The sequence below is a fragment of the Klebsiella sp. F11 genome, from assembly GCF_056712265.1.
In genome coordinates, this window is the sequence record NZ_CM160060.1 from 1630521 (window position 1) to 1653434 (window position 22914).

General features: G+C 58.5%; 24 protein-coding genes. 21 read left to right on the forward strand and 3 right to left on the reverse strand.

Annotation, left to right across the window (positions count from 1 at the left end; translation table 11 throughout):
* Positions 1-2 precede the first annotated feature (2 nt).
* From mepA to AC1M2H_RS08250, 4 genes are read left to right on the forward strand one after another with little or no spacing between them, the layout of a single operon-like run.
* On the forward strand, positions 3-827 hold the full coding sequence (gene mepA, locus AC1M2H_RS08235; RefSeq protein WP_480150983.1) for a penicillin-insensitive murein endopeptidase: 825 nt from the start codon (positions 3-5) through the stop codon (positions 825-827).
* The gene (locus AC1M2H_RS08240; RefSeq protein WP_480150984.1) at positions 827-1636 is read left to right on the forward strand and encodes a sulfite exporter TauE/SafE family protein; all 810 of its coding nucleotides are present in this window, start codon (positions 827-829) and stop codon (positions 1634-1636) included. The genes mepA and AC1M2H_RS08240 overlap by 1 nt, the downstream gene beginning before the upstream one ends.
* Positions 1636-2184 (forward strand): elongation factor P hydroxylase, encoded by a 549-nt coding sequence (locus AC1M2H_RS08245; RefSeq protein WP_480150985.1) that lies wholly within the window; start codon positions 1636-1638, stop codon positions 2182-2184. Before AC1M2H_RS08240 ends, AC1M2H_RS08245 begins: the two co-directional genes overlap by 1 nt.
* Before the next feature lie 31 nt (positions 2185-2215).
* The gene (locus AC1M2H_RS08250) at positions 2216-2491 is read left to right on the forward strand and encodes a YfcL family protein (RefSeq protein ID WP_480150986.1); all 276 of its coding nucleotides are present in this window, start codon (positions 2216-2218) and stop codon (positions 2489-2491) included.
* Positions 2492-2580: 89 nt separating this feature from the next.
* Here the strand turns inward: AC1M2H_RS08250 and mnmC are convergent, their stop codons facing one another.
* On the reverse strand, positions 2581-4569 hold the full coding sequence (gene mnmC, locus AC1M2H_RS08255; protein WP_480150987.1) for a bifunctional tRNA (5-methylaminomethyl-2-thiouridine)(34)-methyltransferase MnmC2/FAD-dependent 5-carboxymethylaminomethyl-2-thiouridine(34) oxidoreductase MnmC1: 1989 nt from the start codon (positions 4567-4569) through the stop codon (positions 2581-2583).
* 158 nt (positions 4570-4727) lie between these two features.
* On the opposite strand from mnmC, the gene fabB reads away from it, so the two are divergent.
* Positions 4728-5945, forward strand: coding sequence for a beta-ketoacyl-ACP synthase I (gene fabB, locus AC1M2H_RS08260; protein ID WP_480150988.1), 1218 nt, complete (start codon positions 4728-4730; stop codon positions 5943-5945).
* Positions 5946-6056: 111 nt separating this feature from the next.
* The gene (locus AC1M2H_RS08265; RefSeq protein WP_480150989.1) at positions 6057-7232 is read left to right on the forward strand and encodes an arabinose transporter; all 1176 of its coding nucleotides are present in this window, start codon (positions 6057-6059) and stop codon (positions 7230-7232) included.
* 119 nt (positions 7233-7351) lie between these two features.
* Here AC1M2H_RS08265 and flk read toward each other — a convergent pair whose 3' ends face one another.
* Complete coding sequence (flk, locus tag AC1M2H_RS08270; protein ID WP_480150990.1) at positions 7352-8335, reverse strand: flagella biosynthesis regulator Flk; 984 nt, start codon at positions 8333-8335, stop codon at positions 7352-7354.
* Between the two features lie 109 nt (positions 8336-8444).
* On the opposite strand from flk, the gene pdxB reads away from it, so the two are divergent.
* The 10 genes from pdxB to AC1M2H_RS08320 all read left to right on the forward strand — a co-directional run bounded on the left by pdxB (position 8445) and on the right by AC1M2H_RS08320 (position 18549).
* Positions 8445-9581 (forward strand): 4-phosphoerythronate dehydrogenase PdxB, encoded by a 1137-nt coding sequence (pdxB, locus tag AC1M2H_RS08275; protein WP_480150991.1) that lies wholly within the window; start codon positions 8445-8447, stop codon positions 9579-9581.
* 63 nt (positions 9582-9644) lie between these two features.
* Entirely contained in the window at positions 9645-10658 is a 1014-nt protein-coding gene (locus AC1M2H_RS08280; protein WP_480150992.1) for an aspartate-semialdehyde dehydrogenase, read from the forward strand.
* Positions 10658-11470, forward strand: a complete 813-nt coding sequence (gene truA, locus AC1M2H_RS08285) for a tRNA pseudouridine(38-40) synthase TruA (protein ID WP_480150993.1) — start codon at positions 10658-10660, stop codon at positions 11468-11470. Before AC1M2H_RS08280 ends, truA begins: the two co-directional genes overlap by 1 nt.
* Positions 11471-11618: 148 nt before the next feature.
* Positions 11619-12278: a DedA family protein gene (locus AC1M2H_RS08290; RefSeq protein ID WP_480150994.1), complete on the forward strand. Its 660-nt coding sequence runs from the start codon at positions 11619-11621 to the stop codon at positions 12276-12278.
* A 200-nt stretch (positions 12279-12478) separates the two neighbouring features.
* Positions 12479-13393 (forward strand): acetyl-CoA carboxylase, carboxyltransferase subunit beta, encoded by a 915-nt coding sequence (gene accD, locus AC1M2H_RS08295; protein ID WP_480150995.1) that lies wholly within the window; start codon positions 12479-12481, stop codon positions 13391-13393.
* Between the two features lie 130 nt (positions 13394-13523).
* Positions 13524-14792 (forward strand): bifunctional tetrahydrofolate synthase/dihydrofolate synthase, encoded by a 1269-nt coding sequence (folC, locus tag AC1M2H_RS08300; RefSeq protein ID WP_480150996.1) that lies wholly within the window; start codon positions 13524-13526, stop codon positions 14790-14792.
* Positions 14782-15486 carry a cell division protein DedD gene (gene dedD, locus AC1M2H_RS08305; protein ID WP_480150997.1) on the forward strand — a complete coding sequence of 235 codons (705 nt, stop codon included), beginning with the start codon at positions 14782-14784 and terminating at the stop codon, positions 15484-15486. Before folC ends, dedD begins: the two co-directional genes overlap by 11 nt.
* 312 nt (positions 15487-15798) lie before the next feature.
* Positions 15799-16287, forward strand: a complete 489-nt coding sequence (gene cvpA, locus AC1M2H_RS08310; RefSeq protein ID WP_480150998.1) for a colicin V production protein — start codon at positions 15799-15801, stop codon at positions 16285-16287.
* 33 nt (positions 16288-16320) lie between these two features.
* Positions 16321-17838 (forward strand): amidophosphoribosyltransferase, encoded by a 1518-nt coding sequence (gene purF / locus AC1M2H_RS08315; RefSeq protein ID WP_123755266.1) that lies wholly within the window; start codon positions 16321-16323, stop codon positions 17836-17838.
* 141 nt (positions 17839-17979) lie between these two features.
* Positions 17980-18549 (forward strand): UbiX family flavin prenyltransferase, encoded by a 570-nt coding sequence (locus AC1M2H_RS08320; RefSeq protein WP_480150999.1) that lies wholly within the window; start codon positions 17980-17982, stop codon positions 18547-18549.
* A gap of 80 nt (positions 18550-18629) precedes the next feature.
* Here the strand turns inward: AC1M2H_RS08320 and AC1M2H_RS08325 are convergent, their stop codons facing one another.
* Positions 18630-18818 carry a hypothetical protein gene (locus AC1M2H_RS08325; protein WP_480151877.1) on the reverse strand — a complete coding sequence of 63 codons (189 nt, stop codon included), beginning with the start codon at positions 18816-18818 and terminating at the stop codon, positions 18630-18632.
* Positions 18819-18839: 21 nt separating this feature from the next.
* Between AC1M2H_RS08325 and argT the strand changes: the two genes are divergently transcribed.
* The 5 genes from argT (at position 18840) to hisP (ending at position 22897) form a co-directional block, all read left to right on the forward strand.
* Positions 18840-19622: a lysine/arginine/ornithine ABC transporter substrate-binding protein ArgT gene (gene argT, locus AC1M2H_RS08330; protein ID WP_133599261.1), complete on the forward strand. Its 783-nt coding sequence runs from the start codon at positions 18840-18842 to the stop codon at positions 19620-19622.
* 245 nt (positions 19623-19867) lie between these two features.
* The gene (hisJ, locus tag AC1M2H_RS08335; protein WP_480151000.1) at positions 19868-20650 is read left to right on the forward strand and encodes a histidine ABC transporter substrate-binding protein HisJ; all 783 of its coding nucleotides are present in this window, start codon (positions 19868-19870) and stop codon (positions 20648-20650) included.
* A 66-nt stretch (positions 20651-20716) separates the two neighbouring features.
* Entirely contained in the window at positions 20717-21403 is a 687-nt protein-coding gene (locus tag AC1M2H_RS08340) for a histidine ABC transporter permease HisQ (protein WP_041146590.1), read from the forward strand.
* Positions 21400-22116 carry an ABC transporter permease gene (locus tag AC1M2H_RS08345; protein ID WP_480151001.1) on the forward strand — a complete coding sequence of 239 codons (717 nt, stop codon included), beginning with the start codon at positions 21400-21402 and terminating at the stop codon, positions 22114-22116. The genes AC1M2H_RS08340 and AC1M2H_RS08345 overlap by 4 nt, the downstream gene beginning before the upstream one ends.
* Before the next feature lie 7 nt (positions 22117-22123).
* On the forward strand, positions 22124-22897 hold the full coding sequence (gene hisP / locus AC1M2H_RS08350) for a histidine ABC transporter ATP-binding protein HisP (protein WP_480151002.1): 774 nt from the start codon (positions 22124-22126) through the stop codon (positions 22895-22897).
* The last annotated feature ends 17 nt before the right edge of the window (positions 22898-22914 follow it).

Consider the following 22914-nt stretch of genomic DNA (forward strand, 5'->3'; position numbering starts at 1 on the left):
CGATGAAAAAAACCGTTATCGCTCTGCTGGCGCTCCTGGCCAGCTCTGCCTGTTCTGCGGCAACGCCGTGGCAAAAAATCACTCAGCCGATAGCCGGCAGCGCGCAGTCTATCGGCGCTTTTGCCAACGGCTGCATTGTGGGCGCCCAGGCGCTGCCGCTGAACTCGGAAAACTACCAGGTGATGCGTACCGACCAGCGCCGCTATTTCGGCCATCCCGATCTTGTCCGCTTTATCCAGCGCCTGAGTAATCAGGTGCACAGTCGGGGAATGGGCACGATGCTGATTGGCGATATGGGTATGCCCGCCGGCGGACGTTTTAACGGCGGCCACGCCAGCCACCAGAGCGGCCTGGATGTCGATATTTTCCTCCAACTGCCGCAGGTGCGCTGGAGCCAGGCGCAGCTGCTCAAGCCGCAGGCGCTGGACCTGGTTTCCGCCGACGGCAAGCGCGTTGTCCCGGCGCGGTGGAGCCCGCAAATTAGCCAGCTGATCAAGCTGGCGGCAGAAGATAGCGAAGTCACGCGCATCTTCGTTAACCCGGCGATCAAACAGCAGCTATGCCTCGATGCCGGGAGCGATCGCGACTGGCTGCATAAAGTTCGCCCGTGGTTCCAGCATCGCGCGCATATGCACGTCCGTCTGCGCTGTCCTGCCGGAAGCCTGGAGTGCGAAGAGCAGGCGCCGCCGCCTGCCGGCGACGGCTGCGGTGCAGAGTTGCAAAGCTGGTTCGAACCCCCGAAACCCGGATCAACCTCTCCTGTGAAGAAGACGCCGCCTCCGCTGCCGCCTTCCTGCCAGGCGCTACTGGATGAGCATGTGCTTTAATGGATAGTTTTATCGACCTGTTTATGGTTTCGCCTACGGTACTGGTGGTGCTGTTCTTCGTCGCCATTCTCGCCGGATTTATCGATTCCCTGGCCGGCGGCGGCGGGCTGCTGACCGTCCCGGCGCTGATGGCAGCGGGGCTTCCTCCGGCGCAGGCGCTGGCGACCAACAAGCTGCAGGCCTGCGGCGGTTCGCTCTCCGCGTCGCTCTACTTTATCCGCCGTAAGGTGGTGAACCTCGCCGATCAGAAGCTTAATATTCTGATGACCTTTATTGGCTCCACCGGCGGCGCGCTGCTGGTGCAGCACGTCCAGTCCGATATCCTCAAACAGATTCTGCCGCTGCTGATTATCGGCATTGGCCTCTATTTTCTGCTGATGCCAAAATTAGGCGAGGACGATCGTCAGCGCCGCTTATACGGCCTGCCGTTCGCGCTGGTCGCCGGCGGCTGCGTGGGCTTCTATGACGGCTTTTTCGGCCCGGGCGCCGGTTCGTTCTACGCCCTGGCTTTTGTTACCCTGGCCGGGTTCAACCTGGCGAAATCAACCGCCCACGCGAAGGTGCTTAACGCGACCTCCAACGTTGGCGGGCTGCTGCTGTTTATCATTGGCGGCAAAGTGGTTTGGGCCACCGGATTCGTGATGATGGCGGGGCAGTTTATCGGCGCTCGCGCCGGCTCGCGGCTGGTTCTGAGCAAAGGGCAATCGCTGATTCGACCGATGATCGTGATCGTGTCCGCAGTGATGAGCGCGAAACTTCTTTATGACAGCCACGGGGCGGAAATCCTGCAGTGGTTGGGAATGAATTAATGCAACAGCAACACCATTATCAGCAGCTGATCGCCATTTTTGACGGCTGCTTCGCCGATGATTTTAATACCCGTCTGATTAAAGGTGACGACGAACCGATCTATCTTCCGGCTGACAACGACGTACCGTTTAACCGTATCGTCTTTGCCCACGGCTTTTATGCCAGCGGTCTGCACGAAATTTCGCACTGGTGTATTGCCGGGAAAGCGCGTCGCGAACAGGTTGATTTCGGCTACTGGTACTGCCCGGATGGCCGGGATGCGATGACCCAGGGCCAGTTTGAAGACGTCGAGGTGAAACCCCAGGCATTTGAGTGGCTGTTTTGCGTGGCGGCGGGCTTCCCGTTCAACGTCAGCTGCGACAACCTGGAAGGGGACGTCGAGCCCGATCGCATCGCCTTTCAGCGACGGGTCCATGCCCAGGTGATGAGCTATCTGCAGCAGGGGATCCCGGAGCGTCCGGCGAGATTTATTCAGGCATTACAAAACTATTATCAAACGCCGCCACTGACGGCAGAACAATTTCCGTGGCCGGAAGACCTGCACTAAGGCCACGCTTTACACTAGAAGAGGAAAGACAATGCTCGCGGAGTTTGAATCACGCATTCTGGCGCTAATCGACGAAATGGTAGACCACGCCAGCGATGATGAACTGTTTGCCGGCGGCTATCTGCGTGGCCACCTGACGCTGGCGATAGCCGAGCTGGAAGGCGGAGACGATCATTCAGCGCAAGCGATCAATGACCGGGTCGTTCACAGTCTGGAAAAAGCGATCGGCGCGGGAGAGCTCTCGCCACCGGATCAGATCCTCGTTCAGGAGATGTGGGAACGTTTATATCAGCAGGCAACACGCTAATCAGCTGAAGCGCCTGTTAGAAAGCCCCGGCCGAGCGTCGCGAGGTCGGGGAATCGCCCGGTGAGTGCCATCCGGACTACCTCTACGGATTATTTCACCGCTTTTCCCTTCAGCAGTTTCCTTATCCATAGCCGATTGGGATTGAGCGCCGCCAGCGTTTCGCGATCCATTGGCAGCGGCTCGCCGCTCATCTGCGCTGCCAGAATTTCCGCCGCTAACGGCGCGGAGCACAGCCCGCGCGATCCCAGCGCCCCGAGGAGATACAGATTGCGGTGCACCGGCGCCGACGGCGCATTCTCTTTCTGCCCGGCAAGCTGCGCGTAGCGGGCAAGAGTTGCATCATAGTCCGGCACGTTGCCGACCATCGGTAAATGATCGCGGGTGGCGCAACGTACGCCGCTGCGGGCCTCATTGGCGCTGACATCGACCTCATGAGCCCACTCCGCGTCCGGGAAGCAGTCGATCAAACGCTGCCGGTTCTGCCACTGATCCTCTGCGCTGAATGTCGTCTCCGTCCGTCCGCGGTGATAGCTGGCTCCGATACAGTGCTGCTGGTTATGCGGGTTTTGCGGCGTCAGGTAGCCGTCATAGCACAGCACCTGCCGCAGCTGAGCAAGCCCCGGCGTTGTCGGGATGTGGCTAACCTGTCCGCCTACCGGATAGGCCGGCAGCTGCGCGGTTTGGCTGAAGGTGGTCAGCTGATGGCCGTTCGCCAATACCACCACGTCGTGCCGCTGGCGCTGGTTCAGCTGCCAGCCGTCGCCGTCGGCGGTGAGCGTCTCTACCTTAACGCCATAGCGTGCGTGCAGCCCGCGGGTTGCCGCCAGGGCGAGGAGTTCGGCCGTCAGCTGCTGTGGGCAGAGCCAGCCTCCTGCGGGATAGGCGATCCCACCGCAGCCGGTCTCGACGCCGGTCGCCTGCGCCGCCGTTTCGGCGCTGACGGCAACGGCAATTTCCGCCGGCAGATTGAGCTCGAGCATCTGGGCGATTTTTTGCCCGCTTTTCTCATCCCACGCGAGCTGAGTCACGCCGCACCACTGGTGGTCGAAGGTAACCGGCAGCGCATCGTAAATCCGGCGCGCGAAGGTAAATGCGGCGGGGAAGAAGCGGGTCAGGGCCGGGTCGTGCTGGCTGAGTAAAGGATACAGGGCCCCCTGGCGGTTGCCGGATGCGCCGGTGGCAGGGGCATCGTCGGCGCAGTAGAGCGTCACCTGCCAGCCGCGGCGCAGCAGCGCGAGCGACAGCAGGGCGCTGGCAATCCCGCCGCCGATAATGGCAGCGTCGCGTTTATCGGTCGCGCTGCGGGCAAACCACGGCGCGCGCGCGGGCAGGTTCAGCTCGCGGCTCATCTCGCCGATCAGCATCTCCCGCTTGCGGCCAAAGCCTTTATGCTTGTGCATGGTGAAGCCGGCCTCCTGCAGGCCGCGACGGACAAAGCCCGCGGAGGTGAAGGTTGCCAGCGTTCCGCCCGGTTTCGCCAGCCGGGCCATAGCCGCGAAGAGTTCAGCCGTCCACATATCCGGGTTTTTTGCCGGCGCGAACCCGTCGAGAAACCAGGCGTCGACCTGCTGATTGAGGGAGTCATCCAGCTCAAGGGTCAGCTCGTTGATATCGCCGAACCATAAATCAAGGGTCACGCGTCCGTCATCAAGCAACAGCCGATGGCAGCCGGCAACGGGCAGCGGCCACTGGGCCTGCAGCTGCTCTGCCCACGGCGCCAGCTCCGGCCAGCGCCGGTGGGAGAGGAGCAGATCGGCGGAGGTGAGCGGAAATTTTTCAAAACTGATGAAATGTAATCTTTGCAGGGTAGCTTCGGGGTTGTCACGGTGAAAAACATCGAACGCCTGCCACAGCGTGAGGAAGTTGAGGCCGGTGCCGAATCCGCTCTCAGCAACCACAAACAGCGGCTGCGAATGACCAGGAAAGCGTTCACCGAGGCGGTTGCCGCCGAGAAAGACGTAGCGGGTCTCTTCCAGGCCGTTGTCATTGGAAAAGTACACGTCGCCGAAATCTCGGGAAACAGGTGTACCCTCAGCGTTGAATTCCAGGTTGGCAGGTTGTATGGCGTTTTGTTTCACGTAAGTTACTCGAATCTCAAGGCGTAGAACGATCTTAACGATGTGTGCCGGGAGGCGCAAATTTATACACAAAATGGCTGATCGGACTTGTTCGGCGTACAAGTGTACGCTATTGTGCGACTCGAAACTTAAAATAGTGCGACTTACAGAGGTATTGAATGAAACGTGCAGTGATTACTGGCTTGGGCATCGTTTCCAGCATCGGTAATAACCAGCAGGAAGTCCTGGCATCTCTGCGTGAAGGACGTTCAGGGATCACTTTCTCTCAGGAATTTCAAGATTCAGGCATGCGAAGCCACGTATGGGGCAACGTTAAGCTGGACACCACCGGTCTGATCGACCGTAAAGTGGTTCGCTTTATGAACGATGCTTCCATCTACGCCTACCTCTCAATGCAGCAGGCCGTAGAAGACTCCGGCTTGAAAGAAGAGGTTTATCAGAATAACCCGCGCGTAGGCCTGATTGCCGGTTCCGGCGGTTCCTCAAAATACCAGGTGTTTGGCGCAGACGCGATGCGCAGCCCGCGCGGCCTGAAGGCCGTTGGCCCGTACGTCGTGACCAAAGCGATGGCCTCTGCCGTTTCCGCCTGCCTCGCTACCCCGTTCAAAATCCACGGCGTTAACTACTCCATCAGCTCCGCCTGTGCGACTTCCGCACACTGCATCGGCAATGCCGTAGAGCAGATTCAGCTGGGTAAACAGGACATCGTTTTTGCCGGCGGCGGCGAAGAGCTATGCTGGGAAATGGCCTGCGAATTCGACGCAATGGGCGCGCTGTCTACCAAATACAACGAAACTCCGGACAAAGCGTCCCGTACCTATGATACGCACCGCGACGGTTTCGTCATCGCCGGCGGCGGCGGTATGGTTGTGGTTGAAGAGCTGGAGCACGCTCTGGCGCGCGGCGCGCACATCTATGCGGAAGTCGTCGGCTACGGCGCAACTTCCGACGGCGCCGACATGGTCGCCCCGTCGGGCGAAGGCGCCGTTCGCTGCATGCACATGGCGATGCAGGGCGTTGATACCCCGATTGATTACCTGAACTCCCACGGTACCTCCACTCCGGTTGGCGACGTGAAAGAGCTGGGTGCGATCCGCGAAGTCTTCGGCGATAACAGCCCGGCAATCTCCGCAACCAAAGCGATGACCGGCCACTCGCTGGGCGCCGCTGGCGTGCAGGAAGCTATCTACTCTCTGCTGATGCTGGAACACGGTTTTATCGCGCCAAGCATCAACATCGACGAGATGGACGAGCAGGCGGCAGGCCTGAACATCGTGACCAGGCCGACCGAACGTGCGCTGAAGACCGTGATGTCCAACAGCTTCGGTTTTGGCGGCACCAACGCCACCCTGGTGATGCGTAAACACGACGCATAGTCAGTCAGTAATTGAAAAGGGAGCCGGCTGGCTCCTTTTTTTTCATTATTGACAGAGCCTGGCGCAGGGAGGCACTCTCACTTCGTCTTACTCTGCGAACTGGAGTAAAGCATGTCCGCAGCGACAGAAACCGCAAACCCCTCTTCGGCGAATATTTCGCTATTTCGCATTACGCTCTCCGTATTTTTGACCTATATGACCGTTGGCCTTCCGCTGCCGGTGATCCCGCTTTTTGTCCACCATGAGCTTGGTTTTGGCAACACGATGGTCGGCATCGCCGTCGGGATACAGTTTCTGGCGACGGTGCTGACGCGAGGCTACGCCGGTCGCCTGGCCGACCAGTACGGCGCTAAACGCTCCGTGCTGCAGGGCATGCTGGCCTGCGCGCTGGCCGGCGGCGCGTGGCTGCTGGCGGCGCTGCTGCCGGTGCCGATTGCGGCGAAATTTGCGCTACTGGTGCTCGGCCGGCTGATCCTTGGCTTTGGCGAGAGCCAGCTGCTAACCGGCAACCTGAGCTGGGGGATGGGACTCGTTGGGCCGACGCGTTCGGGAAAAGTCATGTCGTGGAACGGAATGGCCATATATGGATCGCTGGCGGCTGGCGCCCCGCTGGGGCTGCTGATCTACACGCATTACGGCGTCGCGGTGCTGGCCTGCGTTACCATGGCGCTGCCGCTGCTGGCCTTCGCGATTAACGGCACGGTCCGCAAGGTTCCGGCCCACGGCGGCGAACGCCCGTCGCTGTGGAGCGTGGTCGGTATGATCTGGCGTCCGGGGATTGGTCTTGGCCTGCAGGGCGTTGGCTTTGCGGTGATTGGCACCTTCGTCTCGCTCTACTTTGCCAGCAACGGCTGGGCGATGGCCGGCTTTACGTTGACCGCTTTTGGCGGCGCCTTCGTGCTGATGCGCATTCTGTTTGGCTGGATGCCCGATCGCTTCGGCGGGGTGAAGGTGGCGACGGTCTCACTGCTGATTGAGGCCGCAGGCCTGACGCTGCTGTGGCTGGCGCCGAATGCCTGGACAGCCCTGGCCGGCGCCGCGCTGACCGGCTGCGGCTGCTCGCTTATCTTCCCGTCGCTGGGCGTGGAGGTGGTGAAACGCGTTCCGCCACAGGTGCGGGGTACCGCGCTGGGCGGCTATGCGGCGTTTCAGGATATCTCATACGGCATTAGCGGCCCGCTTGCCGGACTGCTGGCGACCTCCCTGGGCTACTCGTCCGTCTTCCTGGCAGCAGCCGTCTGCGCCGCGCTGGGTATTGTCATCACGTTGATATCGTTACGAAAATAGGCCTATGGTTCGGCCCTCGGTGAGTGAGGGCCGGCCGCCTTGCGCGGGCGTAATCGTAAACGTAGCGGTGATTTAGCGGCCCGTCATCTTTTGCAACAGCGTATCGACAGCGGACAGGGTTATGCAACCATCAGCCATAGCAGCGCCACCGCGACCAGCGCCAGCAGGATAAGCCACGGCTTTTTGATTCGCGCGAAGAGCGGGGCAGGCTCCGACTGGAGAGACGGGATCGCCAGGGTCTCCTGGGCCCGCGCCACGCGCAGCACAAAAACTTTGTTTAGTAGCGTCAGTATCTGGCTGGCGCTCAGCACCGATTGCGGCGTCACGTGCCAGCTGTGGCGGGCAAAATCGGCGATCTTCTGCCACTCCTGCGCTTCAAGCGGCTGTTTCAGCGCGGCCTGCAGCGAGTTGAGCGTCGGGCTGGGCTGGGTGCTTAGCGTTTGTCGCGCCTGCAGCCAGTAGGAGAGCGGGGTAAAATGCGTTGCCGGGATCAGCTCGCCGGTTTTCACGCCGCACAGCTCCAGCATCGATTGCCAGATAAGCTTGCCGGGCTCACCGGTTGCGGCGGCAAGGCGGGTCACCAGCTGGTTCAGCGTATTGTGCTCCGCCGGCAGCAGCGGGCGCAGCGTAGGCTGACGCTGCTGGGGCGAGGGAATCGACAGCCGACCGTTTTGCAGCAGCTGCAGCACGTTTTCAAGCTGCTGCTGGCTCAGCGCGTGTAGCGCGGTTTGCCCGTAGCGCTGGCGAATATGATCGCTCACCGCCTGACGATTGTTGCCCTGATTCAGCAGCTCGCCGAGCTGAGCCAGAGTCTGGCGGTGGTGATGGTTTTGTTGTGCAACGGTCAGGCGCTGGTTCAGGTGACTTTCGGCGGCGGCAAAGTGGCATGCCAGCAGCGGCGCATCGCCTTTAAGTCCCAGATCGTGCTTGATTCCGGCCCATACTTCCGCGCTCTGCTGCGATGTTAACGCCACCAGGCGGGTGATCAGTCGCTCGAGAACGGTGCGTTGCTGGGTGGTCAGCGAGAGCTCCCCGGCGACGGAAGCGCCGGAGGGAGCTGTCCCCGGAGGGCGATCGGACATACCTGAAACGGGTTGTATCATGATTAATCCTTTCCGTATTACTGTACTGAGGCCCGGTGATGATGTTCCTGGCGGCGAGATTATGGCACACTTCCCCGGTTTACTCTCGTTCTCAGACAGGTACTGAACCGTGAAAATCCTCGTTGATGAAAATATGCCCTATGCCCGTGAGCTTTTTAGCCGTTTGGGCGAGGTGAGGGCGGTCCCCGGCCGCCCAATTCCGGCTGAAGCGCTGACCGATGCCGACGCACTGATGGTCCGCTCCGTCACGAAAGTCAATGAAGCGCTGCTTGCCGGCAAGGCTATTCAGTTCGTCGGCACCGCGACCGCGGGTACCGATCATGTCGATCAGGCGTGGCTGCAGCAGGCGGGGATCGGTTTTTCCGCCGCGCCCGGTTGTAATGCGATTGCGGTGGTTGAGTACGTTTTCTCGGCGCTGCTGATGCTGGCCGAGCGCGACGGCTTTGCGCTGACCGATCGTACCGTCGGGATCGTCGGGGTGGGCAACGTCGGCGGACACCTGCAAAAACGTCTTGAAGCGCTGGGGATCAAAACGCTGCTTTGCGATCCGCCGCGCGCGGATCGCGGCGATGAAGGCGATTTCCGCAGCCTCGACGAGCTGGTTCAGCAGGCCGATGTGCTGACGTTCCACACGCCTTTATATAAAGAAGGGCAGTACAAGACGCTGCATCTCGCGGATGAGGCGCTGATTAGCCGCCTGAAGCCGGGAACGGTGTTAATTAACGCCTGCCGCGGCCCGGTGGTCGATAACGCCGCGCTGCTGAAACGCCTGCAGGTCGGACAGCCGCTGAGCGTCGTGCTTGACGTCTGGGAACCGGAGCCGGATCTTAACCTTGAGCTGCTGGAGCGCGTGGATATCGGTACCGCGCATATCGCGGGCTATACTCTGGAAGGAAAAGCGCGCGGGACGACCCAGGTGTTTGAAGCCTACAGCGCGTTTATCGGTCATCCGCAGCAGGTGGCGCTGGATACTCTGCTGCCGGCGCCTGAGTTTGGCCGCATTACTCTCCACGAGGCGCTCGATCAGGCTACCCTGAAAAGGCTGGTCCATTTGGTGTATGATGTGCGCCGCGACGATGCGCCGCTGCGAAAAGTGGCCGGCGCCGCGGGCGAATTTGACAAGCTGCGCAAAAATTACCAGGAACGCCGTGAATGGTCTTCGCTGTACGTACAGTGCAGCGATGAGCAGGCGGCGACGCTGTTGCGGCAGCTCGGCTTTAATGCCATACATCACCCTGTTCGTTAATATCATTCTTAATGACCCTGTTGGATACTCCTGCAGGGTCGCTTTTTCCTGGAGTAAACCACCATGTCTGAAGGCTGGAATATTGCCATACTGGGCGCAACGGGCGCCGTTGGCGAAGCCCTGCTCGAAACCCTTGCTGAACGCCAGTTCCCGGTGGGAGATATTTACGCCCTGGCGCGTAACGAAAGCGCGGGCGAACATCTGCGCTTTAACGGTAAGTCGGTCATCGTACAGGACGCCGCGGAGTTTGACTGGACCCAGGCCCAGCTGGCCTTTTTCGCCGCCGGCGTCGAGGCCACCGCGGCCTACGTTGAAGAGGCGACTAACGCAGGCTGTCTGGTTATCGACCTGAGCGGCCTGTTCGCGCTGGAGCCGGACGTCCCGCTGGTCGTGCCGGAAGTTAACCCATTCGTGCTGGCGGATTACCGCAATCGGAACGTTATTGCCGTGGCCAACAGCCTGACCAGCCAGCTGCTGGCCGCGCTGAAGCCGTTGATTGATCAGGGCGGTCTGTCGCGTATTCAGGTCACCAGCCTGCTCTCCGTTTCCGCCCGCGGTAAAAAAGCCGTCAGCGCGCTGGCGGGGCAGAGCGCTAAGCTGCTCAACGGCATGCCGATTGATGAAGATGATTACTTCGGTCGTCAGCTGGCGTTCAACATGCTGCCGCTGCTGCCCGATCGTGAAGGCAGCGTGCTGGAAGAGCGACGCATTGTCGATGAGGTGCGCAAGATCCTCCAGGATGAAGGGCTGATGATCTCCGCAAGCGTGGTTCAGTCGCCGGTTTTCTACGGCCATGCGCAGATGGTTAATTTCGAAGCCATGCGCCCGCTGGCCGCAGAAGAGACGCGCGATGCCTTTGCACGCGGCGAAGATATTGAGCTGTCCGAAGCGAGCGAGTTCCCGACTCAGGTTGGCGATGCTTCCGGCACCACTCAGCTCTCCGTCGGCTGCGTGCGTAACGATTACGGGATGCCGGAGCAGGTTCAGTTCTGGTCCGTTGCCGACAACGTCCGCTTCGGCGGCGCGCTGATGGCGGTGAAAATCGCCGAGAAGCTGGTGCAGGAGTATTTTTACTGATGTCTGAGATGGAGCAGCAGCCGGTCTATAAAATCGCGCTGGGCATCGAGTACGACGGCAGTAAGTATTACGGCTGGCAGCGGCAGAACGAGGTGCGTAGCGTGCAGGAGAAGCTGGAAAAGGCGCTCTCGCAGGTGGCGAATGAGCCGATTAGCGTCTTCTGCGCCGGCCGCACCGACGCCGGCGTGCACGGCACCGGCCAGGTAGTGCATTTTGAAACGCGGGCGCTGCGTAAAGACGCGGCCTGGACGCTGGGCGTGAATGCGAATTTGCCTGGTGACATTGCCGTGCGCTGGGTTAAACATGTGCCGGAAGCGTTCCACGCGCGCTTTAGCGCCACGGCGCGCCGCTACCGCTACGTTATCTATAATCATCGGCTGCGCCCGGCGGTGTTAAGCCAGGGGGTGACCCATTATCATCAGCCTCTGGACGCCGAGCGGATGCAGCGCGCGGCGCAGTGCCTGCTGGGCGAGAATGATTTTACCTCGTTCCGGGCGGTGCAGTGCCAGTCGCGCACGCCGTGGCGCAATATTAGCCATATTCGCGTCACGCGCTACGGCCCATATGTGGTGGTCGATATCAAAGCAAACGCCTTTGTACATCATATGGTAAGGAATATTGTCGGCAGCCTGATGGAAGTAGGGGCCGGTAACCAGCCGGAGAGCTGGATTGCAGAACTTCTGGCGGCAAAAGACAGGACGCTAGCCGCCGCGACGGCAAAAGCTGAGGGATTGTATCTGGTGTCGGTTGATTATCCGGCCCATTTCGATCTGCCGGTGATGCCGATGGGTCCGCTGTTTTTGGCGGACTGACGTATACGCCTCATCCTTCAGCCGCCGCTTTGTCGGCCGCGCTGGTTTTCCCGGACTCGCCGCTTTGCGCGCGCTCCGGGAGCTACCGTTCGGCCGCCTGAATGCGCCGTGAAGGGTTTTACGTATTGCTATTAAGGACTAAAACGGTATGGACCTGATTCGCTTTTTAATTGATTTCATCCTGCATATAGATGTACACCTGGCCGAGCTGGTTGCCGAGTACGGTATCTGGGTTTATGCCATCCTGTTTTTGATTCTGTTTTGCGAGACGGGTCTGGTGGTTACGCCGTTCCTGCCGGGAGATTCGCTGCTGTTCGTTGCCGGCGCGCTGTCAGCGCTGCCGACTAACGATCTGAACGTGCATCTGATGGTGGTGCTGATGGTGATCGCGGCGATTGTCGGCGATGCGCTGAACTACACCATCGGGCGGCTGTTCGGTGAAAAGCTTTTCAGTAACCCTGATTCTAAAATCTTCCGCCGCAGCTATCTGGACAAGACCCACGCGTTCTACGAGCGTCACGGCGGCAAAACCATTATCCTTGCCCGCTTCGTGCCGATTGTCAGAACCTTTGCGCCATTTGTGGCGGGAATGGGCCATATGTCCTATCGTCATTTTGCGGCCTATAACGTGGTTGGCGCGCTGCTGTGGGTGATGCTGTTCACCTATGCAGGCTATCTGTTTGGCGATTTACCGATCGTCCAGGAAAACCTGAAGCTGCTGATTGTCGCCATTATTCTCCTCTCCGTGCTGCCGGGAGTGATTGAAATCATTCGCCACAAGCGCGCGGCGGCGAAGCAGTCAAAATAATTTCAGTAGCCTAATCGACTGCGGGCGGAACGCCGTCGCCCGCAGAGTGAAGTGTGAGCGGTACGACCACTTTTTTATCCCATGTGACGGGATGTTATGATTTAATGTGCAACATTCATGGTCTGTAAGGGTCAAAAATGGCATTATGCGCCCCTTACGACAAAACTGGCATCGACCAGGTTCAGGCAGAAAGGTTATCAATGAGCTGGATTGAACGAATTAAAAGCAATATCACTCCCACCCGCAAGGCAAGCATTCCTGAGGGTGTATGGACCAAGTGCGACAGCTGCGGCCAGGTATTGTACCGCGCAGAGCTGGAGCGCAACCTGGAGGTTTGCCCTAAGTGCGATCACCATATGCGTATGTCGGCGCGTAATCGCCTGCATAGCCTGTTGGACGAAGGTTCCCTTGTGGAGCTGGGAAGCGAGCTCGAGCCGAAAGATGTGCTGAAGTTCCGCGATTCGAAAAAATACAAAGACCGCCTGGCGTCGGCGCAAAAAGAGACCGGTGAGAAAGACGCGCTGGTGGTCATGAAGGGCACGCTGTACGACATGCCGGTTGTCGCCGCGGCTTTTGAATTCTCCTTTATGGGCGGTTCAATGGGATCGGTGGTGGGCGCGCGCTTCGTTCGTGCCGTTGAGCAGGCGCTGGAAGATGGCTGCCCTCTGGTTTGCTTCTCAGCGTCCGGCGGCGCGCGCATGCAGGAAGCGCTGATGTCGCTAATGCAGATGGCGAAAACGTCCGCCGCGCTGGCGAAAATGCAGGAGCGCGGTTTACCCTATATCTCCGTGCTGACCGACCCGACGATGGGCGGGGTATCGGCGAGCTTTGCGATGCTCGGCGATCTCAACATCGCGGAGCCGAAGGCGCTGATCGGCTTTGCCGGCCCTCGCGTTATCGAACAAACCGTTCGCGAAAAGCTGCCGCCGGGATTCCAGCGCAGCGAGTTCCTGATTGAAAAAGGGGCGATCGACATGATCGTCCGTCGCCCTGAAATGCGCCTGAAGCTGGCCAGCATTCTGGCGAAGCTGATGAATCTTCCGACGCCGTGCCCGGAAGTGTCGCTCGAAGGCGACGCGGTGCCGCCGGTACCGGATCAGGAACCAGAGGCCTGATAGTGCAGAGGGCAGGCCTGACGGTGCTGCCCTTTTTTATATTCGAATAGCTACGCGACATCATCCTGATCTGACCGCATCGCGGCACGCTGAAGGATGAGCGTATTTACCGTTAACGCTTGCGGACATCATGGAAAAAGAACCTATTCCTCAGGCCACGTCGCCCCTGGCTACGTGGCTTTCTTATCTGGAGCATCTGCACAGCAAAACTATCGATCTCGGGCTGACGCGCGTGAACGAAGTTGCCGGGCGGATGGCGGTTGTGAAACCCGCACCGTTCGTATTTACGGTGGCGGGAACCAACGGTAAGGGGACCACCTGCCGTACCCTGGAGTCGGTGCTGATGGCGGCGGGCTATCGGGTCGGCGTCTACAGTTCACCGCATCTGGTGCGTTATACCGAACGCGTTCGCGTGCAGGGAGAGGAGCTGCCGGAAGCGGCGCATACCGCCTCTTTCGCCGAAATCGAAGCCGCGCGCGGCGAAATATCCCTGAGCTATTTTGAGTTCGGTACGCTCTCGGCGCTGTGGCTGTTTAAGCAGGCGCAGCTGGATGTCGTTATCCTTGAGGTGGGGCTTGGCGGCCGCCTTGATGCGACAAATATCGTTGATGCCGACGTGGCGGTGGTGACCAGCATCGCGCTCGATCATACCGACTGGCTGGGGCCGGATCGCGAAAGCATCGGCCGCGAAAAGGCCGGTATTTTCCGCTCAGGCCGGCCGGCTATCGTCGGGGAACCGGATATGCCTTCTACCATTGCCGACGTTGCGGCGGAAAAGGGCGCGCTGCTGCGGCGTCGTGACCTTGACTGGCGCTATGCTGTCGGCGAGCAGGCGTGGGATTTCAGCGACGAGCAGGGGACGCTGGCCGGGCTGCCGCTGCCTCAGGTGCCGATGCCGAATGCGGCTACGGCGCTGGCCGCCCTGCGCGCCAGCGGGCTGATGGTGAGCGAACGGGCGATCCGCGACGGCATTAAGCAGGCGATGCTGCCCGGGCGTTTCCAGATAATTGGCGAGGAGCCGCGGGTGATCCTCGACGTTGCCCATAATCCGCACGCGGCGGCGTATCTGGCCGGGCGTCTCAAAAGCCTGCCGAAAACGGGGCGCGTGCTGGCGGTTATTGGTATGCTGCATGATAAGGATATTGCCGGTACGCTGGCAAACCTGATGGCGGAAGTTGATTGCTGGTACTGCGCGCCGCTGGAAGGGCCGCGCGGGGCAACGGCGGAACAGCTGCTGGAGCATTTGCGTACGGGGAGAGCCTACGCGGACGTCGCTCAAGCATGGCATGCGGCCATGGCCGATGCCGGACCGGAAGATACGGTGCTGGTGTGCGGTTCATTCCACACCGTGGCGCACGTAATGGAAGAAATAGACGCGGGGAGAATCGGTGGCGAGTAAGTTTCAGAACCGTTTAGTCGGGACGATTGTGCTGGTGGCGCTGGGGGTCATTATCCTTCCGGGGCTGCTTGACGGTCAGAAAAAACACTATCAGGATGAGTTTGCGGCGATCCCGCTGGTGCCGAAACCGGGCGATCGCGATGAGCCTGACATGCTGCCGGCGGCAACTCAGGCCCTGCCTGCCCAGCCTCCGGAAGGGGCGGCGGAAGAGGTGAGGGCCGGGAATGCGGCGGCGCCGTCGTTGGATCCGTCGCGCATCCCGGTAAACAGTAACAGCTTCGATGATGTTCAGGAGCCGGTTGTCGCGCCCAAGCCGCAGCCAAAACCTCAGGTTCAGCCGAAGCCGCAACCGCAGCCGCAGCCTAAGCCGGTCGATAAGCCGCAGCCGCCGCAGCAGCAGACCGCCGCCCAGACGCCGGCGCCGAAGCCTGCGGAAATTCCTGCGCCAACCGGCAGAGCCTACGTGGTGCAGCTGGGCGCGCTGAAGAATGCGGACAAGGTCAACGAAATCGTTGGTAAGCTGCGCGCCTCCGGGTTCAAGGTTTACACGTCGCCTTCGACGCCGGTGCAGGGGAAAATCACCCGCATTCTGGTTGGCCCTGATGCCTCGAAAGATAAGCTGAAAGGCCAGCTTGGCGATCTGAAGCAGCTGTCAGGTCTGAGCGGCGTGGTAATGGGATATAGTCCAAACTAGCCTTGCTATTCAGCCTGATAGCGTTGCAGAACGCCGATGCAGATGCCGGGTCAGGAGGCGATTGCTCTTGTGCAGTCAGGCGCGATCGGGTGAGCGAGTCGTCGGGCCCGCTAACCCGCTCACCGTCAGCGAGTGAGGGGCTGAATCCCTTACCTGACGGGCCCTGCAGAGGCAAAAGGCAGAATGGCGTTGAATGTTTTTTCAGCGCCATTTTTATTTCTGTAGGGCACGGAAATCCCTACGCAAACGTTTTCTTTTTCTGTTAGAATGCGCCCCGAACCGGACGACAGGGCGTAAAATCGTAGGATGCATATGGTCTGGATTGATTACGCCATTATTGCGGTGATTGGTTTTTCCTGTCTGGTAAGCCTGATCCGCGGCTTTGTTCGTGAAGCGTTATCGCTGGTAACCTGGGGATGTGCTTTCTTTGTTGCCAGTCATTACTACACTTACCTGGCTGTCTGGTTCACGGGCTTTGAAGACGAAATGGTCCGCAATGGGATTGCTATCGCGATACTGTTTATCGCAACGCTTATCGTCGGCGCTATCGTTAACTACGTGATTAGCGCACTGGTAGAGAAAACGGGCCTGTCGGGTACCGACAGGGTGTTAGGGATCTGTTTTGGCGCCCTTCGCGGCGTGCTGATTGTCTCGGCGATCCTGTTCTTTCTCGATAGTTTTACCGGTATGGCGAAGAGTGAAGACTGGCAAAAGTCGGAGCTTATCCCGCAGCTCAGTTTCGTTATCAGATGGTTTTTTGACTATCTGCAGAGCTCGTCAAGTTTCTTGCCCAAAGCATAAGCGTTGGGACGTAGCTGAACGAGGAAAAGACGTATGTGCGGTATTGTCGGTATCGCCGGTGTTATGCCGGTAAACCAGTCGATTTATGACGCGTTAACGGTGCTTCAGCATCGTGGCCAGGATGCCGCAGGCATCATCACCATTGATGCAAATAATTGCTTCCGCTTGCGTAAGGCAAACGGGATGGTGAGCGATATTTTTGAGGCTCGCCACATGCAGCGTATGCAGGGCAACATGGGGATCGGCCACGTCCGTTACCCAACGGCCGGCAGCTCCAGCGCCTCCGAGGCTCAGCCTTTCTACGTTAACTCGCCGTATGGCATTACGTTGGCGCATAACGGTAACCTGACCAACGCTCACGAGCTGCGTAAAAAGCTGTTTGAAGAGAAACGCCGCCACATCAACACCACCTCCGATTCTGAAATTCTGCTCAATATTTTCGCCAGCGAGCTGGATAACTTCCGCCATTACCCGCTGGAAGCCGACAATATCTTTGCGGCAATTGCGGCGACCAATCGGCAGATTCGCGGCGCCTACGCCTGCGTGGCGATGATTATCGGCCACGGTATGGTTGCGTTTCGCGACCCGAACGGTATTCGCCCGCTGGTGCTGGGCAAGCGCGACGTCGGTGACGGCCGCACTGAGTACATGGTGGCTTCCGAAAGCGTGGCGCTGGATACGCTGGGCTTCGAGTTCCTGCGCGACGTTGCGCCGGGAGAAGCGGTGTACATCACCGAAAAAGGCCAGCTATTTACCCGCCAGTGCGCGGAGAACCCGGTGAGCAACCCGTGCCTGTTTGAGTACGTCTACTTTGCCCGTCCGGACTCCTTCATCGATAAGATCTCCGTCTACAGCGCGCGCGTGAATATGGGGACCAAGCTGGGCGAGAAGATTGCCCGCGAGTGGGAAGATCTGGACATTGACGTGGTCATCCCGATTCCGGAAACCTCCTGCGACATCGCTCTGGAAATTGCCCGTATTCTCGATAAGCCTTACCGTCAGGGCTTCGTCAAAAACCGCTACGTCGGCCGTACATTTATCATGCCGGGCCAGCAGCTGCGCCGTAAATCAGTACGCCGTAAGCTCAACGCCAACCGCGCCGAGTTCCGCGATAAAAACGTCCTGCTGGTCGATGACTCCATCGTCCGCGGCACCACCTCGGAGCAGATTATCGAGATGGCGCGTGAAGCGGGTGCGAAGAAGGTCTATCTGGCCTCCGCGGCGCCGGAGATTCGCTTCCCGAACGTCTACGGCATCGATATGCCGACGGCCACCGAGCTGATTGCCCACGGTCGTGAAGTGGACGAAATTCGGCAGATCATCGGCGCCGACGGCTTAATCTTCCAGGATCTGAACGATCTGATCGACGCCGTACGCGCTGAGAACCCGGATATTCAGCAGTTTGAATGTTCGGTATTTAACGGCGTGTACGTCACTAAGGATGTCGATCAGCGGTACCTTGATTATCTCGACTCCCTGCGTAACGACGACGCCAAAGCGGTGCAGCGTCAGAACGAAGTGGAAAACTTAGAGATGCACAACGAAGGCTAAGCCACGCCTTTGTAGCCAAAGCCCGCGGTCTGCAGACGGCGGGCTTTTTGTTTTCCGCAACCCGGTTCGCTGGCCGCCGGGCTTGCGTCCGGTGCTATAATCCGGCAAAGTCTGCGACACCAGGCACAAGGGGCAATCATCGTGAAACGACTTATCATTGGAATTTCTGGCGCCAGCGGTGCCGTTTACGGCGTGCGGCTGCTCCAGGTATTGCGCGATGTCGCGGATGTTGAAACCCATCTGATCATGAGCCCGGCAGCGCGGCAGACTCTGGCCCTGGAAACCGACTACGCGCTGCGTGAAGTTCAGGGGCTGGCTGACGTGGTCCACGATGCCCGCGATATCGCCGCCAGCATCTCTTCCGGCTCGTTTAAAACGGACGGGATGGCGATATTGCCCTGCTCGGTGAAAACGCTTTCAGGTATTGTTCATAGCTACACCGATAGCCTGATGACCCGGGCGGCGGACGTGGTGCTGAAGGAGCGTCGTCCGCTGGTGCTCTGCGTGCGCGAAACGCCGTTCCACCTCGGGCACCTGCGTCTGCTGGTCCAGGCGGCGGAAATGGGCGCGGTTATCATGCCGCCGGTTCCGGCCTTCTACCATCGTCCGCAAACCCTGGACGACGTTATCAACCAGACGGTCAATCGCGTGATCGATCAGTTCGATATTACTCTGCCGCAGGACCTGTTCGCCCGCTGGCAGGGGGCATAGGCGCGCGCTAAAATAGTGCGCTTTATGATTCTTTGCGCCCCGATGGTGCAATTTTGTCGCCCCGATCAAATCCTCAACATTTAATTTGTTTTTTTGCGCTTCGACGCTGCGGTTTCTCCGTTAATGCTGGTATCTTCCCTTTCAAGACAATTCTGCAACTTTATATTAACAAATTTAACGCTGTTTCCGGCACGCACTGAGAAAATGGCACAAAAACTGCAGGATACGTCGGTACTACACACAACTAACAATGCACCGCATAACAACATCACGACACTTAAGGGTATTGTATGAAGAAGACGATTCTGGCCCTCTCTTTAATTATGGGAATTAGCAGTGCTTCCAGCGTCTTTGCAGCGCTGCCGCAAAGCATCCGCATCGGCACCGATGCCACCTACGCGCCGTTCTCCTCGAAGGATGCCAAAGGTGATTTCGTCGGCTTTGACATCGATTTGGGTAACGAACTCTGTTCGCGTATCAAGGTAAAATGTACCTGGGTTGGCAGTGACTTTGATTCACTGATCCCGTCGTTGAAGGCGAAGAAAATTGACGCCATCATCTCTTCATTATCGATTACCGAAAAGCGTCAGCAGGAGATTGCCTTCTCTGACAAACTTTATGCCGCAGATTCCCGCCTGATTGCGCCGAAAGGCTCCACCATCCAGCCGACGCTGGAGTCGCTGAAAGGCAAACACGTCGGCGTGCTGCAGGGCTCCACTCAGGAGTCTTACGGCAACGAACGCTGGCGCAGTAAAGGCGTTGACGTCGTGGCCTACCAGAACCAGGACCTGATTTACTCTGACCTCGCCGCCGGTCGCCTCGACGCCGCGCTGCAGGATGAAGTGGCCGCCAGCGAAGGGTTCCTCAAACAGCCTGCCGGCAAAGATTTCGCCTTTGCTGGTCCTTCCGTAAAAGACAAACAGTTCTTCGGCGATGGCACCGGCATTGGCCTGCGCAAGACGGACGGCGAGCTGAAAGCCGCCTTCGACAAAGCGTTGGGTGAAATGCGTAAAGACGGTACCTACGACAAGATGGCGAAGAAGTACTTCGACTTTAACGTTTACGGTGACTAAGCGCACGACTGGCCCGGGATACCGGGCCTTTTAGATTTGTCATGGCTACCGATGCCCCTTATTGGTGCATCGGTCGTCTCGCGGTCTCATTTTGGTGCAATAATTGCATAGTTAAGCGTTTCTGATGCGAAAAAATTTGCTCCCTGGCGCAGAATGTTTTGCCTTATCGGGGAGAAAAGTGGCACGATAACTGGCGTAAGTACTTCTAATAAACCCATTAGAATGACAGTTTGTTGAGGATAGTTATGAAAAAACTGGCGTTGTCTCTTTCTTTAGCGCTGGCCCTTTCCAGCGTTTCCACGGTATTCGCAGCAGTTCCGCAAAAGGTTCGTATTGGTACAGATCCCACTTATGCCCCGTTTGAATCGAAAAATGCGCAGGGTGAGTTGATTGGTTTTGACATCGATCTGGCCAAAGAGCTGTGTAAGCGCATCAATACGCAATGTACCTTCGTTGAGAACCCGCTGGATGCGCTGATCCCATCTTTAAAAGCGAAGAAAATCGATGCGATTATGTCTTCGCTTTCTATTACTGAAAAACGCCAGCAGGAAATTGCCTTCACCTACAAACTGTATGCCGCCGACTCCCGCCTGGTGGTGAAAAAGGGCAGCGATATCACGCCGGATCTCAGCCGCCTGAAAGGCAAGCGTATCGGCGTGCTGCAGGGCACAACCCAGGAAACGTACGGTAACGAACACTGGGCGCCAAAAGGGATTGAGATTGTCTCCTATCAGGGGCAGGACAATATCTATTCCGACCTGACCGCCGGGCGTATTGACGCCGCGTTCCAGGATGAAGTGGCCGCTAGCGAAGGCTTCCTCAAGCAGCCGGTAGGAAAAGATTATCAGTTCGGCGGCCCGTCCATTAAGGACGAGAAGCTGTTTGGCGTCGGCACCGGCATGGGGCTGCGCAAAGAGGACAACGAGCTGCGTGAAGCGCTGAATAAAGCCTTCGCGGAAATGCGCAAAGATGGCACCTACGACAAGCTGGCGAAAAAATATTTCGATTTTAACGTGTACGGCGACTAACCATCACGCGTACGCCACCGCGCGTATTTTCGCGCGCGGTGGTCGATGATAGACAGGGCAGACAGCATGCTGTACGGGTTTTCACAGGTAATATTGCAGGGCGCTCTTGTCACGCTGGAGCTGGCCCTTAGTTCGGTTGTGCTGGCGGTCCTGATTGGTCTGGCCGGCGCCGGCGCCAAGCTATCGAGCAATCGACCGCTGGCGCTGGTATTTGAAGGGTACACCACCTTAATTCGTGGCGTACCGGATCTGGTGCTGATGCTGCTGATTTTCTACGGGCTGCAGATCGCGCTGAACACGCTCACCGATGCGCTGGGTATGTCGCAGTTTGATATCGACCCGATGATTGCGGGTATCATCACTCTCGGCTTTATCTACGGCGCGTACTTTACGGAAACCTTCCGTGGCGCTTTCCTCGCGGTCCCGAAGGGGCATATCGAAGCGGCGACCGCCTTTGGTTTCAGCGGCGGCCAGACCTTCCGGCGCATTCTGTTCCCGGCGATGATGCGCTATGCGCTGCCGGGGATCGGCAACAACTGGCAGGTTATCCTGAAAGCCACGGCGCTGGTTTCGCTGCTCGGGCTGGAGGATGTGGTTAAAGCGACGCAGCTGGCGGGGAAAAGTACCTGGCAGCCGTTCTATTTTGCCATCGTCTGCGGCCTGATTTATCTCGTATTTACAACGATTTCCAATGGTGTGCTGCTGCTGCTTGAACGCCGTTATACCGTGGGCGTGAAGAGGGCTGATCTGTGATTGAGATTATTCAGGAGTACTGGAAATCCCTGCTGTGGAGCGACGGCTACCGCTTTACCGGCGTTGCCATTACGCTGTGGCTGTTAATCTCCTCGGTGGTGATGGGCGGCGTGCTGGCGATTTTTCTCGCTATCGGGCGCGTCTCCAGCAATAAGTACATTCAGTTCCCGATCTGGCTTTTTACCTATATTTTCCGCGGTACGCCGCTCTACGTGCAGCTGCTGGTGTTTTACTCCGGTATGTACACGCTGGAAATTGTCAAAGGCACCGAGCTGCTGAACGCCTTTTTCCGCAGCGGCCTGAACTGTACGGTGCTGGCGCTGACGCTGAATACCTGCGCCTATACGACGGAGATTTTTGCCGGGGCGATTTGTTCGGTCCCCTCCGGGGAGATTGAGGCTGCGCGGGCGTATGGTTTTTCATCGGTCAAGCTGTATCGCTGCATTATCCTTCCCTCCGCGCTGCGCATCGCTCTGCCGGCGTACAGTAATGAAGTGATCCTGATGCTGCACTCCACCGCGCTGGCCTTTACCGCCACGGTGCCGGATCTGCTGAAAATTGCTCGTGATATTAACTCGGCGACCTATCAGCCGTTTACCGCCTTCGGCATTGCCGCGGTGCTGTACTTAATTATCTCGTATGTGCTGATTAGCCTGTTCCGCAAGGCGGAAAAGCGCTGGCTGCAGCATATAAAACCTTCTTCGACGCACTGAGAACGCCATGTCCGACAATAAATTAAACGTTATCGATCTCCATAAACGTTACGGCGAGCATGAGGTACTGAAAGGTGTCTCGATGCGGGCAGAAGCCGGGGACGTTATCAGCATCATCGGCTCATCGGGTTCCGGTAAAAGTACCTTTTTGCGCTGTATTAACTTTCTTGAGAAACCGAGCGAAGGCACGATTGTCGTGAGCGGGCAGAATATTGGCCTGGTTCGCGACAAGGATGGCCAGCTCAAGGTGGCAGATAAAAATCAACTGCGCCTGCTGCGCACCCGTCTGACGATGGTATTCCAGCACTTCAACCTGTGGAGCCATATGACGGTGCTGGAAAACGTCATGGAAGCGCCCATTCAGGTGCTGGGGTTAAGCAAGCAGGAAGCGCGGGTACGGGCAGAAAAGTACCTGGCGAAAGTCGGCATTGACGAGCGCCAGCAGCTCAAATATCCGGTGCATCTCTCTGGCGGCCAGCAGCAGCGCGTGTCCATTGCGCGCGCGCTGGCGATGGAGCCTGAAGTCCTGCTGTTCGATGAACCGACCTCCGCGCTCGATCCCGAGCTGGTGGGGGAAGTGCTGCGCATTATGCAGCAGCTGGCGGAAGAGGGGAAAACGATGGTCGTGGTGACGCACGAAATGGGCTTTGCCCGCCACGTCTCCTCGCACGTTATTTTTCTCCATCAGGGTAAAATTGAAGAGGAAGGTCATCCCGATGAGCTTTTCGGCAATCCGAAAAGTCCGCGTTTGCAGCAGTTTCTCAAAGGCTCGCTGAAGTAAATTCCGCGATCTCCCCG

Excerpts from the sequence above, each read along its gene's own strand:
- folC (WP_480150996.1), top strand. The coding sequence starts at position 13,524 with ATGGAAAAAGAACCTATTCCTCAGGCCACGTCGCCCCTGGCTACGTGG.
- argT (WP_133599261.1), top strand. The coding sequence starts at position 18,840 with ATGAAGAAGACGATTCTGGCCCTCTCTTTAATTATGGGAATTAGCAGT.
- AC1M2H_RS08265 (WP_480150989.1), top strand. The coding sequence starts at position 6,057 with ATGTCCGCAGCGACAGAAACCGCAAACCCCTCTTCGGCGAATATTTCG.
- hisP (WP_480151002.1), top strand. The coding sequence starts at position 22,124 with ATGTCCGACAATAAATTAAACGTTATCGATCTCCATAAACGTTACGGC.
- hisJ (WP_480151000.1), top strand. The coding sequence starts at position 19,868 with ATGAAAAAACTGGCGTTGTCTCTTTCTTTAGCGCTGGCCCTTTCCAGC.
- mepA (WP_480150983.1), top strand. The coding sequence starts at position 3 with ATGAAAAAAACCGTTATCGCTCTGCTGGCGCTCCTGGCCAGCTCTGCC.
- flk (WP_480150990.1), bottom strand. The coding sequence starts at position 8,335 with ATGATACAACCCGTTTCAGGTATGTCCGATCGCCCTCCGGGGACAGCT.
- cvpA (WP_480150998.1), top strand. The coding sequence starts at position 15,799 with ATGGTCTGGATTGATTACGCCATTATTGCGGTGATTGGTTTTTCCTGT.
- AC1M2H_RS08250 (WP_480150986.1), top strand. The coding sequence starts at position 2,216 with ATGCTCGCGGAGTTTGAATCACGCATTCTGGCGCTAATCGACGAAATG.
- truA (WP_480150993.1), top strand. The coding sequence starts at position 10,658 with ATGTCTGAGATGGAGCAGCAGCCGGTCTATAAAATCGCGCTGGGCATC.
- AC1M2H_RS08240 (WP_480150984.1), top strand. The coding sequence starts at position 827 with ATGGATAGTTTTATCGACCTGTTTATGGTTTCGCCTACGGTACTGGTG.
- AC1M2H_RS08290 (WP_480150994.1), top strand. The coding sequence starts at position 11,619 with ATGGACCTGATTCGCTTTTTAATTGATTTCATCCTGCATATAGATGTA.
- AC1M2H_RS08325 (WP_480151877.1), bottom strand. The coding sequence starts at position 18,818 with ATGTTGTTATGCGGTGCATTGTTAGTTGTGTGTAGTACCGACGTATCC.
- AC1M2H_RS08280 (WP_480150992.1), top strand. The coding sequence starts at position 9,645 with ATGTCTGAAGGCTGGAATATTGCCATACTGGGCGCAACGGGCGCCGTT.
- AC1M2H_RS08245 (WP_480150985.1), top strand. The coding sequence starts at position 1,636 with ATGCAACAGCAACACCATTATCAGCAGCTGATCGCCATTTTTGACGGC.
- accD (WP_480150995.1), top strand. The coding sequence starts at position 12,479 with ATGAGCTGGATTGAACGAATTAAAAGCAATATCACTCCCACCCGCAAG.
- fabB (WP_480150988.1), top strand. The coding sequence starts at position 4,728 with ATGAAACGTGCAGTGATTACTGGCTTGGGCATCGTTTCCAGCATCGGT.
- AC1M2H_RS08340 (WP_041146590.1), top strand. The coding sequence starts at position 20,717 with ATGCTGTACGGGTTTTCACAGGTAATATTGCAGGGCGCTCTTGTCACG.
- purF (WP_123755266.1), top strand. The coding sequence starts at position 16,321 with ATGTGCGGTATTGTCGGTATCGCCGGTGTTATGCCGGTAAACCAGTCG.